Below are 14,778 nucleotides of genomic sequence, written 5' to 3' on the forward strand. Positions count from 1 at the left end.
ACGGGGTATCTAATCCTGTTTGCTCCCCACGCTTTCGTACATGAGCGTCAGTCTTTGTCCAGGGGGCCGCCTTCGCCACCGGTATTCCTTCAGATCTCTACGCATTTCACCGCTACACCTGAAATTCTACCCCCCTCTACAAGACTCTAGTTCACCAGTTCCAAATGCAATTCCCAGGTTGAGCCCGGGGATTTCACATCTGGCTTAATGAACCGCCTGCGTACGCTTTACGCCCAGTAATTCCGATTAACGCTTGGACCCCTCGTATTACCGCGGCTGCTGGCACGAAGTTAGCCGGTCCTTCTTCTGTAGGTAACGTCACAGCTAACGGTTATTAACCGTTAACCTTTCCTCCCTACTGAAAGTGCTTTACAACCCGAAGGCCTTCTTCACACACGCGGCATGGCTGCATCAGGCTTTCGCCCATTGTGCAATATTCCCCACTGCTGCCTCCCGTAGGAGTCTGGGCCGTGTCTCAGTCCCAGTGTGGCTGATCATCCTCTCAGAACAGCTAGGGATCGTCGCCTTGGTGAGCCATTACCTCACCAACTAGCTAATCCCACCTAGGTTCATCCAATCGCGAAAGGCCCGAAGGTCCCCTCCTTTCCCCCGTAGGGCGTATGCGGTATTAGCAGTCGTTTCCAACTGTTATCCCCCTCGACTGGGCAGATCCCTAGGCATTACTCACCCGTCCGCCGCTCGTCAGCGAATTAGCAAGCTAATTCCTGTTACCGCTCGACTTGCATGTGTTAGGCCTGCCGCCAGCGTTCAATCTGAGCCATGATCAAACTCTTCAATTAAAGTTTTGTTGAAACATTCGAAAATGTTTCGGCTCAATGAATTCTGATTTCATTTTAAAGACTCGGAAGAATCTCTAAAACGTTTGTTACATATTGCTATGAACACTCATCGTTACATTGATAATAATTTTGATTGCTTCACTCTTTACGAGAAAGAATGAGCAATTTCGATTAACTCAACACCTGTGAGTGTCCACACAGATTTCTTGTTTGATTTGTTAAAGAGCGTTGCTAATTATGTAAGAAATAATCTTTCATATCAGCAGCCATTTGACGCTAGGTCGTTGGCTTAGGGATGCGTATTCTACACTTCCCTTTGTTGGCGTCAAGTCATTTTTAAAATTAATTTAAAATGCTTTTCAACCGGTTAATTATGAAGCTTTAAAAGCGTCTTAATTAACGCTAACACCTTGAGGCTATTGGCCTGTCGCCGTGTCAGTGGATGCGCATTATAGGCAAGTTAAGATTTAGCGCAAGGGCTTTTATGCATAAAAATGAAGTTTTTAATCATTAATTGCTTAAGTACAGGATACACACTTATTACCCCCAAGGTTATCCACACAGCGAGCCAAAAAGTGGCACTCTAGGGATAATATACCAACCGCTTAAATTGTGTTAAGCCCAGTAATAGAAAAGGATAACATTCATTTTTGTGCTGGTGCCATGTAACGCTTAACTCAAAACACGGCAATGACTACCGTAAAACTATGAGCTGTGAATTTTCGAGCTTTCTAAAAGGTCATAATTTATCCGCATAAGTTCCAATGCGGCATTCAATTCTAGTTCAACATGAGGAAATTAGCATAAAAAACAATATTATTTTAAACACTGCAGCCTCAATGTTAATAGCATTACTCCCCAGCCACAGAAATAGTCATGTTAGTGCTGCTAACAGGCCAATCCAGGTAATCGTTGTTGATTAAAGTTTTTTAGCAAAGAATGTCGTTCGTAAAGAGACTATCCAGTAAGTAGAAGAGCTGAAGAGTTCTTCAGTAATAGAACACAAACACTGCACGTTGTAAGAAGATATTTTCAATGCAATAGCCTTAATTAACCGTTATATAAAAGATAAAAGCTTCAATTAATTCACCAAACCAGATCTGCTAATATTAGCTCTACTGATCTATTCCAGTTTTATTAAAACCATTAACGCAAAAAGCCCGCTACACAGTGACGGGCTTAATATTGATTAGACGATTGGCGATGACCCCATTTCACATAGACATGTCGTCCACACTGATTACCAGCAAGTTTTACTAAACATAACACCAAATAGGGATTATTCGTATTAGGCGCTTGGCGATGTTCAGCTGCGGATAAATCCTCCGCGCTCCATGTCTGCATAAAGCGTTGCTTTATAAACACAGACATTGCACCCTACTTTCACATGGCCATGTCGTCCACACTGATTTCGAGTAGGCTATTAACTAAACCTAACACCAAAAGGACTTATTTATTTTAAAATCCTAAACGAAAAAAATCCCTGACTCATAGAGTCAGGGATTATTCTAATTTAGCGTCTGGAAATGACCTACTTTCACATGGGGAGACCCCACACTATCATCGGCGCGATTGCGTTTCACTACTGAGTTCGGGATGGGATCAGGTGGTACCACAATGCTATTGTCTCCAGACAAATCTGGTTTGAAGATGGTGCTGATACCCAGAATCGAACTGGGGACCTCATCCTTACCAAGGATGCGCTCTACCGACTGAGCCATATCAGCATTATCTTGTTTCTTTTCACTAATTGAGTGAAATTAATTAGGCGCTTGGCGATGACCTACTTTCACATGGGGAGACCCCACACTATCATCGGCGCGATTGCGTTTCACTACTGAGTTCGGGATGGGATCAGGTGGTACCACAATGCTATTGTCACCAAGCAAATTCTTGCTTTATCTACCGCTATTGCAGTAAATAATAATTCGGAAATCTGATAACTCTTTCGAGATTTTTTTGAGTTCGCACTTCATTAAGCGCTATATATTCTTTCACTAAGTCTGTAACACAGCTTGTATACAAAACCCATTAGGGTTGTATGGTTAAGCCTCACGAGTCATTAGTACAGGTTAGCTCAACGCCTCACAACGCTTACACACCCTGCCTATCAACGTCCTAGTCTCGAACGGCTCTTTAGAGAGATTAAATCTCTAGGGATGACTCATCTTAGGACTCGCTTCCCGCTTAGATGCTTTCAGCGGTTATCGATTCCGAACGTAGCTACCGGGCAATGCTATTGGCATAACAACCCGAACACCAGCGGTTCGTCCACTCCGGTCCTCTCGTACTAGGAGCAGCTTCCTTCAATCATCCAACGCCCACGGCAGATAGGGACCGAACTGTCTCACGACGTTCTGAACCCAGCTCGCGTACCACTTTAAATGGCGAACAGCCATACCCTTGGGACCGACTTCAGCCCCAGGATGTGATGAGCCGACATCGAGGTGCCAAACACCGCCGTCGATATGAACTCTTGGGCGGTATCAGCCTGTTATCCCCGGAGTACCTTTTATCCGTTGAGCGATGGCCCTTCCATACAGAACCACCGGATCACTATGACCTACTTTCGTACCTGCTCGACGTGTATGTCTCGCAGTTAAGCTGGCTTATGCCATTGCACTAACCGTACGATGTCCGACCGTACTTAGCCAACCTTCGTGCTCCTCCGTTACTCTTTGGGAGGAGACCGCCCCAGTCAAACTACCCACCAGGCACTGTCCCGAACCCCGATAAGGGGCCGCGGTTAGAACATCAAAACTACAAGGGTGGTATTTCAAGATTGACTCCACTCCATCTAGCGACGAAGCTTCAAAGTCTCCCACCTATCCTACACATGTAGGTTCAATGTTCAGTGCCAAGCTATAGTAAAGGTTCACGGGGTCTTTCCGTCTAGCCGCGGGTATACGGCATCTTCACCGCAATTTCAACTTCACTGAGTCTCGGCTGGAGACAGCGTGGCCATCATTACGCCATTCGTGCAGGTCGGAACTTACCCGACAAGGAATTTCGCTACCTTAGGACCGTTATAGTTACGGCCGCCGTTTACTTGGGCTTCGATCATGAGCTTCTCCGAAGATAACCCAATCAATTAACCTTCAAGCACCGGGCAGGCGTCATACCGTATACGTCATCTTGCGATTTTGCACAGTACTGTGTTTTTGATAAACAGTTGCAGCCACCTGGTATCTGCGACTGCCGTCAGCTTAGGGAGCAAGTCCCATCACCAACAGCAGCGTACCTTCTCCCGAAGTTACGGTACCATTTTGCCTAGTTCCTTCAGCCGAGTTCTCTCAAGCGCCTTGGTATTCTCTACCCGACCACCTGTGTCGGTTTGGGGTACGATTCCTACTAACCTGAAGCTTAGAAGATTTTCCTGGAAGCATGGCATCAACTACTTCATCACCTTAGTGACTCGTCATCAGCTCTCAGCCTAATGTAAACCCGGATTTGCCTAAGTTTACAGCCTACAACCTTAAACGCGGACTACCAACGCCGCGCTAGCCTAGCCTTCTCCGTCTCTCCATCGCAGTTAGCAGAAGTACGGGAATATTGACCCGTTTCCCATCGACTACGCCTTTCGGCCTCGCCTTAGGGGTCGACTCACCCTGCCCCGATTAACGTTGGACAGGAACCCTTGGTCTTTCGGCGAGGGAGTTTTTCACTCCCTTTATCGTTACTCATGTCAGCATTCGCACTTCTGATACGTCCAGTGTGGGTTACCCCTTCACCTTCAACCGCTTACAGAACGCTCCTCTACCGCTTGCTCATAAGAGCAAACCCATAGCTTCGGTGTATTGCTTAGCCCCGTTAAATCTTCCGCGCAGGCCGACTCGACTAGTGAGCTATTACGCTTTCTTTAAATGATGGCTGCTTCTAAGCCAACATCCTAGCTGTCTAAGCCTTCCCACATCGTTTCCCACTTAGCAATAACTTTGGGACCTTAGCTGATGGTCTGGGTTGTTTCCCTTTTGACGACGGACGTTAGCACCCGCCGTCTGTCTCCCGAGTAGTACTCACTGGTATTCGGAGTTTGCAAAGGGTTGGTAAGTCGGGATGACCCCCTAGCCTTAACAGTGCTCTACCCCCAGTGGTATTCGCTCGAGGCGCTACCTAAATAGCTTTCGAGGAGAACCAGATATCTCCGAGTTTGATTGGCCTTTCACCCCCAGCCACAAGTCATCCGCTAATTTTTCAACATTAGTCGGTTCGGTCCTCCAGTTGATGTTACTCAACCTTCAACCTGCCCATGGCTAGATCACTCGGTTTCGGGTCTACGCCTTGCAACTAAACGCGCAGTTAACACTCGGTTTCCCTACGGCTCCGCTATTCGCTTAACCTCGCTACAAAACGTAAGTCGCTGACCCATTATACAAAAGGTACGCAGTCACGGTCTCAAGAACCGCTCCCACTGCTTGTACGTACACGGTTTCAGGTTCTATTTCACTCCCCTCACAGGGGTTCTTTTCGCCTTTCCCTCACGGTACTGGTTCACTATCGGTCAGTCAGGAGTATTTAGCCTTGGAGGATGGTCCCCCCATATTCAAACAGGATGTCACGTGTCCCGCCTTACTCGTTTTCATCTATGGTTAGTTTTCATGTACGGGACTATCACCCTGTACCGTTGAGCTTTCCAACTCATTCCACTAACACCCCATAGACTTAAGGGCTAATCCCCGTTCGCTCGCCGCTACTAGGGGAATCTCGGTTGATTTCTTTTCCTCTGGGTACTTAGATGTTTCAGTTCCCCAGGTTCGCCTCATAACGCTATGTATTCACGTTATGATGACCACTTATGTGGCCGGGTTTCCCCATTCGGACATCGTTAGCTCAAATGCTTGTTACTAGCTCGCCAACGCTTTTCGCAAGTTACTACGTCCTTCATCGCCTCTGACTGCCAAGGCATCCACCGTATACGCTTAGTCACTTAACCATACAACCCAAATGAGTTTCACAAGGAAACTTAATCGTTGTTAGAGCGGGTAGCCCTAACAGCTGTATCGTAACTAGCTGGTTTATTACATAATTTGCATCTCTTGCGAGTACACAAATTCGCCTTAGTTTTTAGAATATTCAAGACACTTAATAAAGTGTTTTGAGAACTCAATGTATTATCAGAAAAGGATTAATTTCCCAATAATACGATTTGTAATTAATACAACGACAGACATCATCGTATTAAATACTATCAGCTTTCCAAATTGTTAAAGAACAATGCTAACCGGCCAGCGGCGCATTTCGCTCAACTTCCGAAGAAGTTAACAAGCAATCTGTGTGAACACTCAACAAACATTAAGTTAGTCGTATAGGTAAGGAGGTGATCCAGCCCCAGGTTCCCCTAGGGCTACCTTGTTACGACTTCACCCCAGTCATGAACCACACCGTGGTAAACGTCCTCCCGAAGGTTAGACTATCTACTTCTGGTGCAGCCCACTCCCATGGTGTGACGGGCGGTGTGTACAAGGCCCGGGAACGTATTCACCGTAGCATTCTGATCTACGATTACTAGCGATTCCGACTTCATGGAGTCGAGTTGCAGACTCCAATCCGGACTACGACGTACTTTGTGAGATTAGCTAGACCTTGCGGCTTTGCAACCCTCTGTATACGCCATTGTAGCACGTGTGTAGCCCTACTCGTAAGGGCCATGATGACTTGACGTCGTCCCCACCTTCCTCCGGTTTATCACCGGCAGTCTCCCTAGAGTTCCCGCCATTACGCGCTGGCAAATAAGGATAGGGGTTGCGCTCGTTGCGGGACTTAACCCAACATTTCACAACACGAGCTGACGACAGCCATGCAGCACCTGTCTCAGAGTTCCCGAAGGCACTAAGCTATCTCTAGCGAATTCTCTGGATGTCAAGAGTAGGTAAGGTTCTTCGCGTTGCATCGAATTAAACCACATGCTCCACCGCTTGTGCGGGCCCCCGTCAATTCATTTGAGTTTTAACCTTGCGGCCGTACTCCCCAGGCGGTCTACTTAATGCGTTAGCTTGGGAGCCCAGTGCTCAAGGCACCAAACTCCGAGTAGACATCGTTTACGGCGTGGACTACCAGGGTATCTAATCCTGTTTGCTCCCCACGCTTTCGTACATGAGCGTCAGTCTTTGTCCAGGGGGCCGCCTTCGCCACCGGTATTCCTTCAGATCTCTACGCATTTCACCGCTACACCTGAAATTCTACCCCCCTCTACAAGACTCTAGTTCACCAGTTCCAAATGCAATTCCCAGGTTGAGCCCGGGGATTTCACATCTGGCTTAATGAACCGCCTGCGTACGCTTTACGCCCAGTAATTCCGATTAACGCTTGGACCCCTCGTATTACCGCGGCTGCTGGCACGAAGTTAGCCGGTCCTTCTTCTGTAGGTAACGTCACAGCTAACGGTTATTAACCGTTAACCTTTCCTCCCTACTGAAAGTGCTTTACAACCCGAAGGCCTTCTTCACACACGCGGCATGGCTGCATCAGGCTTTCGCCCATTGTGCAATATTCCCCACTGCTGCCTCCCGTAGGAGTCTGGGCCGTGTCTCAGTCCCAGTGTGGCTGATCATCCTCTCAGAACAGCTAGGGATCGTCGCCTTGGTGAGCCATTACCTCACCAACTAGCTAATCCCACCTAGGTTCATCCAATCGCGAAAGGCCCGAAGGTCCCCTCCTTTCCCCCGTAGGGCGTATGCGGTATTAGCAGTCGTTTCCAACTGTTATCCCCCTCGACTGGGCAGATCCCTAGGCATTACTCACCCGTCCGCCGCTCGTCAGCAAATTAGCAAGCTAATTTCTGTTACCGCTCGACTTGCATGTGTTAGGCCTGCCGCCAGCGTTCAATCTGAGCCATGATCAAACTCTTCAATTAAAGTTTTGTTGAAACATTCGAAAATGTTTCGGCTCAATGAATTCTGATTTCGATTTAAAGACTCGGAAGAATCTCTAAAACGTTTGTTACATATTGCTATGAACACTCATCGTTACATTGAGTAATAATTTTGATTGCTTCACTCTTTACGAGAAAGAATGAGCAATTTCGATTAACTCAATACCTGTGAGTGTCCACACAGATTACTTGATAAATTGTTAAAGAGCGTGGAATCAATTTTTCAGACTCCGCCGTTAGACGCTAGGTCGTTGGCTTGGGATGCGTATTTTACGCAATTCCTTTTTCGCGTCAAGTCATTTTTAAACTTATTTAAAAACAATTTTCAGCGTCACTTTACAGTGAACTGATTTGGCGTGTAACCCATGCTAGTGCGTGGTTTGCCGTGTCAGTGGATGCGCATTATAGGCAGATTCTGAATTGGTGCAAGGGCTTTTTAAAAGTTTTTCGCATTATTTGCGATCTTTATTATTAATCACACGTTACCCAGATTTTACCCCCAGTGTTATCCACAAAAACACTTGAGGCGACTGTTTTTTATACTATTTATTAGGTACAAAAAAGGCAGCTAAAAATAGCTGCCTTTTAAATTATTAAATATTGCGGTGTTTTAGGTCAGTTTACCGTGACACTGCTTGTACTTCTTACCTGAGCCACATGGACAAGGGTCATTACGGCCAACTTTCTCACCGTCTCTAATCACAGTTCTTGGCGTTGCTGCTTCAGCTTCTTTATTCTCTGTTAGCGATTCTGATGCTGCATGCTGGTATTCGCGTTGGATCTTGGCTTCTTCGTCACGACGACGCTGCTCCATATCATCAACATCTGATTGTGCTTGAACCTGTACCTTAGAGAGTACACTGATGACATCGTGTTTTAGTGACTCCAACATTTGTTGGAATAACTCAAATGATTCACGTTTATACTCTTGCTTTGGATTCTTTTGTGCGTAACCACGTAAATGAATACCTTGTCGCAAGTGATCCATTGCTGCTAAATGCTCTTTCCACAGACCATCTAATGTTTGTAGCATGACTGCTTTTTCGAACTGACGTAGCACTTGCTCACCAACCATCTGCTCTTTAGCTTTATATGCTTCGCTCCAGCTTGATACAATACGCTCACGTAAAGTTTCTTCGTGAAGGTCATCTTCTGTATCTAACCATTGTTGAATGGTTAGTTGAAGACCAAACTCTTGGGCAAGACGCTGCTCTAGACCTGGTACGTCCCACAACTCTTCTACAGACTGCTGTGGAATATATTGATCAATCACACCACTAACGACATCTTGTTCAATATTTGAAATGGTGTCTTCAATGCTTTCTGCGTCCATTAACTCATTGCGCTGAGAATAAACAACTTGGCGTTGATCGTTAGCGACATCATCATATTCAAGTAATTGCTTACGAATATCGAAGTTACGCGCTTCTACTTTACGTTGCGCATTTTCAATTGCACGAGATACCCAAGGATGTTCGATGGCTTCGCCTTCTTCCATACCCAGTTTTTTCATCATGCCAGATACTTTTTCAGATGCGAAGATACGCATTAAGCTATCTTCCATTGAAAGATAAAAGCGCGATGAACCCGCATCACCTTGACGGCCTGCACGACCACGAAGCTGATTATCGATACGACGTGACTCGTGACGCTCGGTGCCTAAAATGTGTAAACCACCCGAAGCAATAACTGCATCATGACGAACTTGCCATTCTGCTTTAATGCGAGCGATTTGATCTTCAGTTGGATCCTTTAATGCATCAACTTCAACTTTCCAGTTGCCACCTAACACGATATCGGTACCACGACCGGCCATGTTAGTTGCGATAGTCACTACTCCAGCGCTACCTGCTTGAGCAACAATGTCTGCTTCTTTTTCATGGAACTTGGCGTTCAATACTGAATGTGGGATCTTAGCTTGCTTTAATAAGGTCGCTAATAATTCTGATTGCTCGATTGATACCGTACCCACAAGCACAGGCTGACCACGTTCGCGACAACCTTTAATGTCTTCAATGATGGCATTGTATTTTTCTGTTGCTGTAAGATAAACCAAATCAGGCATATCATTACGTACCATTGGCTTATTAGTTGGTACCACGACGGTATCAAGTCCATAAATATGTTGGAACTCGAATGCTTCAGTGTCAGCTGTACCTGTCATCCCTGCTAGCTTCTCATATTGACGGAAGTAGTTCTGGAATGTGATTGACGCTAATGTTTGGTTTTCATTTTGAATGTTGACTGCTTCTTTTGCTTCAACAGCTTGATGTAAACCTTCTGACCAGCGACGACCTGGCATGGTACGGCCAGTATGTTCATCAACAATAATCACTTCACCGTCTTGAACAATGTAATCAACATCACGTTCAAATAAGGTATGCGCTCTTAATGCTGCATTTACGTGATGCAGTAATGAGATGTTAGCTGCTGAATACAGTGAATCACCTTCATTGAGCACACCTAGCTCAACTAACAGTAATTCAACTTTTTCTTGGCCACGCTCTGTAAAATGAACTTGTTTGGCTTTTTCATCGATACTGAAATCACCTTCACCAATCTCATCTTCTGTATCTTCTTTCTCTTGAACGATAAGGTTAGGAATAAGGGTGTTTACTTTGATATATAGCTCAGAGCTATTTTCTGCTGCACCAGAGATAATCAATGGTGTACGCGCTTCATCAATTAAGATTGAATCAACTTCATCAATCAGTGCGTAATGCAGCGGACGTTGAACTCGCTCTTGAGGAGAAAACGCCATGTTGTCGCGCAGGTAATCGAAACCAAACTCGTTGTTAGTCCCGTAGGTAATATCAGAGTTATACGCTTCTTTCTTTTCTGCTTGACCAAGGCCTGCCACGTTAATACCAACGCTAAGCCCTAGGAATTCAAATAATGGACGGTTATTTTCCGCATCACGACGTGCAAGGTAATCATTCACGGTAATGACGTGGACGCCTTTACCGGTAATACCATTTAAATATGCTGGCAGAGTTGCGGTTAGGGTTTTACCTTCACCGGTTCTCATTTCAGCGATGCGGTTACTATCAAGTACCATACCACCGAGTAATTGCACATCGAAGTGGCGCATTTCGAAAACACGTTTAGATGCTTCACGCACTGTGGCAAATACTTCTGCCATAAGCGCATCTAAGGTTTCACCATTTTCAATACGCTGACGGAACTCGTCTGTTTTTGCTTTTAGTTGTTCATCTGTCAGCTTTTCATATTCAGCTTCTAATGCATTAATTTTAGTTACAACTTTACCTAAACCTTTCAAGGTACGGTCGTTACGACTGCCGAATACTTTTGTCAGTAATTTGCCTAACATCTTAATCACTTATCTCTTGTAGGTTGAGCTCAAATGAGCGACTTAACCGAAAATGTTATTAACTCGCTTTGCGATAGACGAACTTTCTTGGATCTATTTGCTGTCCGTTTCGCAAAACTTCGTAATGCACGTGGGGACCAGTTGAACGGCCTGTGCTTCCCATACTGGCAATTTTATCGCCTTTGGCAACGACGTCACCTAGGTTTACTGACATAGATTTGTTGTGTCCATAGCGGGTTCGAAGACCATTTCCATGATCAATTTCGACTAACCCACCATATCCAAGCATATTTCCAGACCACGTTACTACACCTGCAGCAGTTGCAATAACATCGCCGCCTTCAGTGCCCGCAAAATCAATACCTTTATGCATTGTTCTACGACCATTAAAAGGGTCATTCCGTAAACCGTAGGGCGAAGATAACCAACCTTTTACGATTGGCCGCCCTGATATATAACGTTCTTCATCTATATGGAGATTAGTTGACACTGTTTCAAGTAGAGACAGCTGAACATTATTATTATCAATTCTTGATACCAACTGGGTCATATCATTTAACAGTTGGTTTATTTCCACGCCTGTGCCTATTTCACTCAATCCTCCGACACCCACTTCTGTGGCAAAGTCGAATTGATCTTCGAGTAAATTATTTTCAGCAACTTGCTGACCGAGGGCTTCGAGGCGGGTAATTTTTGCTTGCATAGAGGCGACATGAGTCACCAATGTGGCTAATTGGGTTTCTGTTGCTTGTTTGAGGCTAATGACTTGCTGCTTTTGTTGCTCGCGCAACTTTTTATTTTCATCAACTTTGGTTTGTTGCTCAGCAAAACGATCGGCACTTTGTTGATAGATGCCGGTTCCCGCTACAACTAATAGGATAGGTAGAAGTAACCAACGCTTGCTAGGATGCCAGCGAGTTACTCCGTTTCGACCTTGGATAAAAACTGTTACACTCATAGCCTAACTCAGCCATCTTATTATCATATGAAAAAGCCCCCGCAAGATCTCAGTAGCTTACTACATCAATCTGGACAATTACCGGCATTGGCTGAAAAAGCAGAACTATTAAATCAACTTAATAATTACGTAAAGCAGAGTTTAACAGGTCCTGTTGTTGAACAGCTTAAAGTCGCTAATCTTCGGCAGGGTGTTCTTGTAATTGAAACTACATCGGCTGCTTGGGCTGCTAGAATAAACTTCCAAAAGACCAAATTACTGCAACAACTTAAGGAAGAAACCCTTCCAATGCTTACCGCTATAGAGGTTAAAGTTAACCCAGGGTTAGCAATATCACCAAGCAAAACCTCAACTAATTACGCAACTATTAGCCCTGTCGCGGCAGAACATTTACAAACGTTGGCTGATCATGTTGAAGGGTCACTAGGTGAAAAACTAAAACGGCTGGCTGCATTGGCCAGCCGTAATAGGCAATCTTAACTATATTATGCGAAAGACGCTGCGCCGGGTACCATAAAGCTTAACGGTACATCGACTTCATTTTCAAAGCTGACTAACTCCCACGCTTCTTGTTGGGCTAATAACGCTCTAACCAATTGGTTATTTAAAGCATGACCCGTTTTATACGCACAGAACTCACCAACAATGGCATGCCCTGCGACATATAAATCACCAAAAGCATCAAGAATTTTGTGCTTAACAAATTCGTCCTCATAACGCAGACCATCAGGGTTAAGGACACGATATTCATCAAGCACGACGGCATTTTCCATGCTGCCACCCAGTGCTAAGTTATTGGCTCGAAGATATTCAATATCTCGCATAAAACCAAATGTTCTTGCACGGCTGATATCTTTCACAAATGCAGATGTTGAAAAATCCATAACCATATGCTGTTGACTACGAGAGATTTCTGGGTGATTAAAGTCGATTTTAAAATCCACTCTAAAGCCTTTAAATGGCTTTAACTCTGCCCATTTATCGCCGTCTTCAACACGCACAGTTTTATTGATTTTGATATATTTTTTAGCGACTGCTTGCTCTTTAATACCTGCACTTTGCAGTAAAAAAACAAACGGACTTGCACTGCCATCCATAATCGGGATTTCAGGAGCATCAACTTCAATAACTGCGTTATCAATGCCAAGGCCTGCAAGTGCTGCAAATAAATGTTCGATAGTTGAAATGCGAACACCTTCATCATTAACTAATGCCGTACACATAGTTGTTTCACGCACAAGATGAGCCTTAGCAGGAATTTCCACTGCAGGGCTTAAATCTGTACGACGAAGTACGATACCAGTATTGACAGGTGCGGGCATAATGCACAGAGTGACCTTGTTGCCGGAATGAAGCCCGACACCAGTACTCTTCACCATCTTTTGAACAGTTCTTTGAAAAATCATTCAGTTACCCGTTTTAATCACTTTAAAATAAACATTCATGCGCTATATATACTGAGTTTACCCAGCAAGCTGAGGCGGTATACTACCATAAAATTGCCTTTTCACAAAAAAAGTACCATTTAGTGGTTTTTAATACGCCTCTACTTACACAGGCAACATTTTATCAACATCTTATGCATTCAACATTCTAACTTTACTACCAAACTGTAATTAATCAGCTTGTTTACGTAAAAATGCTGGGATATCTAAATAGTCACCATCTGCGCGAGCTGTTGGCTGTGCTACTGGTTGCTGAGCAGGAACAGCATTACCTGTTGGTGCAACATAATTTGTTGCCGCAACTTGCTCTTCAACTGGCTCAGCTTTAACTTCAATTGGTGCAGGCTCTGGGCGTGAAACTGGTTTTGTCACTAATTGAATATCAGGCTTTTTCTCTGCGCCGATACCTGTAGCAACTACAGTTACGCGTAGCTCTTCGCTCATTTCAGGATCAATTACTGCACCGACTACTACTGTTGCGTTATCAGATGCATAAGCTTTAACGTGGTTACCCACTGTTTCTAGCTCTTCAATACTGATATCTAAACCAGCGGTGATATTCACCAATACGCCACGAGCGCCAGCAAGATCAATATCTTCTAGTAATGGACTAGCCACAGCAGCTTCTGCCGCTTCTTCAGCGCGATCATCACCAGTTGCAACGCCTGTACCCATCATGGCATTACCCATTTCAGACATAACCGTTTTAACGTCGGCGAAATCCACGTTGATTAAACCAGGACGAGTAATTAACTCAGCAATACCCTGCACTGCGCCTAGCAATACGTTATTAGCTGCAGCAAATGCATCTAATAATGATGTACCACGGCCCAATACTTTCAATAACTTTTCGTTAGGTATAGTAATCAATGAATCAACATGCTTTGCCAGCTCTGCAATACCTTGCTCAGCAAATAACATGCGTTTTTTGCCTTCAAATGGAAAAGGCTTTGTGACTACAGCAACGGTTAAAATGCCTTCTTCACGGGCAATTTCAGCCACAACAGGGGCTGCACCAGTACCGGTACCACCGCCCATACCTGCGGCAATAAAGATCATGTCAGATCCTTTGATTGCTGCACGAATGTTTTCTTTATCTTCTTCTGCCGCTTGACGACCAACATCAGGGTTTGCTCCAGCACCTAAACCTTTGGTGACATCACGCCCCAATTGAATAGTTGAACCAGCACCTGACTTACGTAATGCCTGAGCATCCGTGTTAGTTACGATAAATTCAACACCTTCGATGCTGTGCTTTACCATATGTTCGACTGCGTTACCGCCGCCACCACCGACGCCGATGACTTTAATCACCGCTTCGTCGTTATGAGTGTCCATGATCTCAAACATAGTCTGATCTCCGTTTGTCTGCG

6 protein-coding genes, 1 tRNA gene and 5 rRNA genes are annotated in these 14,778 nt (G+C 44.9%); 1 reads left to right on the forward strand and 11 read right to left on the reverse strand.

Going from position 1 to position 14,778, the window contains the following annotated elements; translation table 11 throughout:
• From BCU57_RS18950 to BCU57_RS18990, 9 genes are all read right to left on the reverse strand, one after another.
• A 16S ribosomal RNA gene (locus BCU57_RS18950) occupies window positions 1–800 on the reverse strand; the annotation flags it as partial.
• 1,179 nt (window positions 801–1,979) lie between these two features.
• Window positions 1,980–2,171, reverse strand: a complete 192-nt coding sequence (locus BCU57_RS18955) for a hypothetical protein (RefSeq protein WP_133149381.1) — start codon at window positions 2,169–2,171, stop codon at window positions 1,980–1,982.
• A 147-nt stretch (window positions 2,172–2,318) separates the two neighbouring features.
• Window positions 2,319–2,434 (reverse strand): 5S ribosomal RNA (rrf, locus tag BCU57_RS18960).
• A gap of 17 nt (window positions 2,435–2,451) precedes the next feature.
• Window positions 2,452–2,527 (reverse strand) — tRNA-Thr (locus BCU57_RS18965).
• Window positions 2,528–2,570: 43 nt separating this feature from the next.
• Window positions 2,571–2,686 (reverse strand): 5S ribosomal RNA (rrf, locus tag BCU57_RS18970).
• Window positions 2,687–2,841: 155 nt separating this feature from the next.
• Window positions 2,842–5,733: ribosomal RNA gene (locus BCU57_RS18975) — 23S ribosomal RNA — on the reverse strand.
• 377 nt (window positions 5,734–6,110) lie between these two features.
• A 16S ribosomal RNA gene (locus BCU57_RS18980) occupies window positions 6,111–7,653 on the reverse strand.
• 628 nt (window positions 7,654–8,281) lie between these two features.
• Complete coding sequence (secA, locus tag BCU57_RS18985) at window positions 8,282–11,002, reverse strand: preprotein translocase subunit SecA (protein ID WP_102440221.1); 2,721 nt, start codon at window positions 11,000–11,002, stop codon at window positions 8,282–8,284.
• Between the two features lie 58 nt (window positions 11,003–11,060).
• Window positions 11,061–11,960, reverse strand: coding sequence for a M23 family metallopeptidase (locus tag BCU57_RS18990; protein WP_102440220.1), 900 nt, complete (start codon window positions 11,958–11,960; stop codon window positions 11,061–11,063).
• A 27-nt stretch (window positions 11,961–11,987) separates the two neighbouring features.
• Here BCU57_RS18990 and BCU57_RS18995 point away from each other — a divergent pair, with 27 nt between their 5' ends.
• Window positions 11,988–12,440, forward strand: coding sequence for a DUF721 domain-containing protein (locus BCU57_RS18995; RefSeq protein ID WP_076537966.1), 453 nt, complete (start codon window positions 11,988–11,990; stop codon window positions 12,438–12,440).
• 5 nt (window positions 12,441–12,445) lie between these two features.
• On the opposite strand, the gene lpxC is transcribed toward BCU57_RS18995, so the two are convergent.
• Both lpxC and ftsZ read right to left on the reverse strand, forming a co-directional pair.
• Window positions 12,446–13,366, reverse strand: coding sequence for a UDP-3-O-acyl-N-acetylglucosamine deacetylase (gene lpxC, locus BCU57_RS19000; RefSeq protein WP_076537968.1), 921 nt, complete (start codon window positions 13,364–13,366; stop codon window positions 12,446–12,448).
• A gap of 210 nt (window positions 13,367–13,576) precedes the next feature.
• The gene (gene ftsZ / locus BCU57_RS19005; protein ID WP_102440219.1) at window positions 13,577–14,755 is read right to left on the reverse strand and encodes a cell division protein FtsZ; all 1,179 of its coding nucleotides are present in this window, start codon (window positions 14,753–14,755) and stop codon (window positions 13,577–13,579) included.
• Between the last annotated feature and the right edge of the window lie 23 nt (window positions 14,756–14,778).

The sequence above is a fragment of the Shewanella sp. 10N.286.48.B5 genome (assembly GCF_002874355.2).
Taxonomy (GTDB): Bacteria; Pseudomonadota; Gammaproteobacteria; order Enterobacterales; family Shewanellaceae; genus Shewanella.

Bases quoted from the DNA above. Each gene is read 5' to 3' on its own strand.
- BCU57_RS18955 (WP_133149381.1), bottom strand. From the start codon at position 2,171: ATGTCTGTGTTTATAAAGCAACGCTTTATGCAGACATGGAGCGCGGAG.
- secA (WP_102440221.1), bottom strand. From the start codon at position 11,002: ATGTTAGGCAAATTACTGACAAAAGTATTCGGCAGTCGTAACGACCGT.
- BCU57_RS18990 (WP_102440220.1), bottom strand. From the start codon at position 11,960: ATGAGTGTAACAGTTTTTATCCAAGGTCGAAACGGAGTAACTCGCTGG.
- BCU57_RS18995 (WP_076537966.1), top strand. From the start codon at position 11,988: ATGAAAAAGCCCCCGCAAGATCTCAGTAGCTTACTACATCAATCTGGA.
- lpxC (WP_076537968.1), bottom strand. From the start codon at position 13,366: ATGATTTTTCAAAGAACTGTTCAAAAGATGGTGAAGAGTACTGGTGTC.
- ftsZ (WP_102440219.1), bottom strand. From the start codon at position 14,755: ATGTTTGAGATCATGGACACTCATAACGACGAAGCGGTGATTAAAGTC.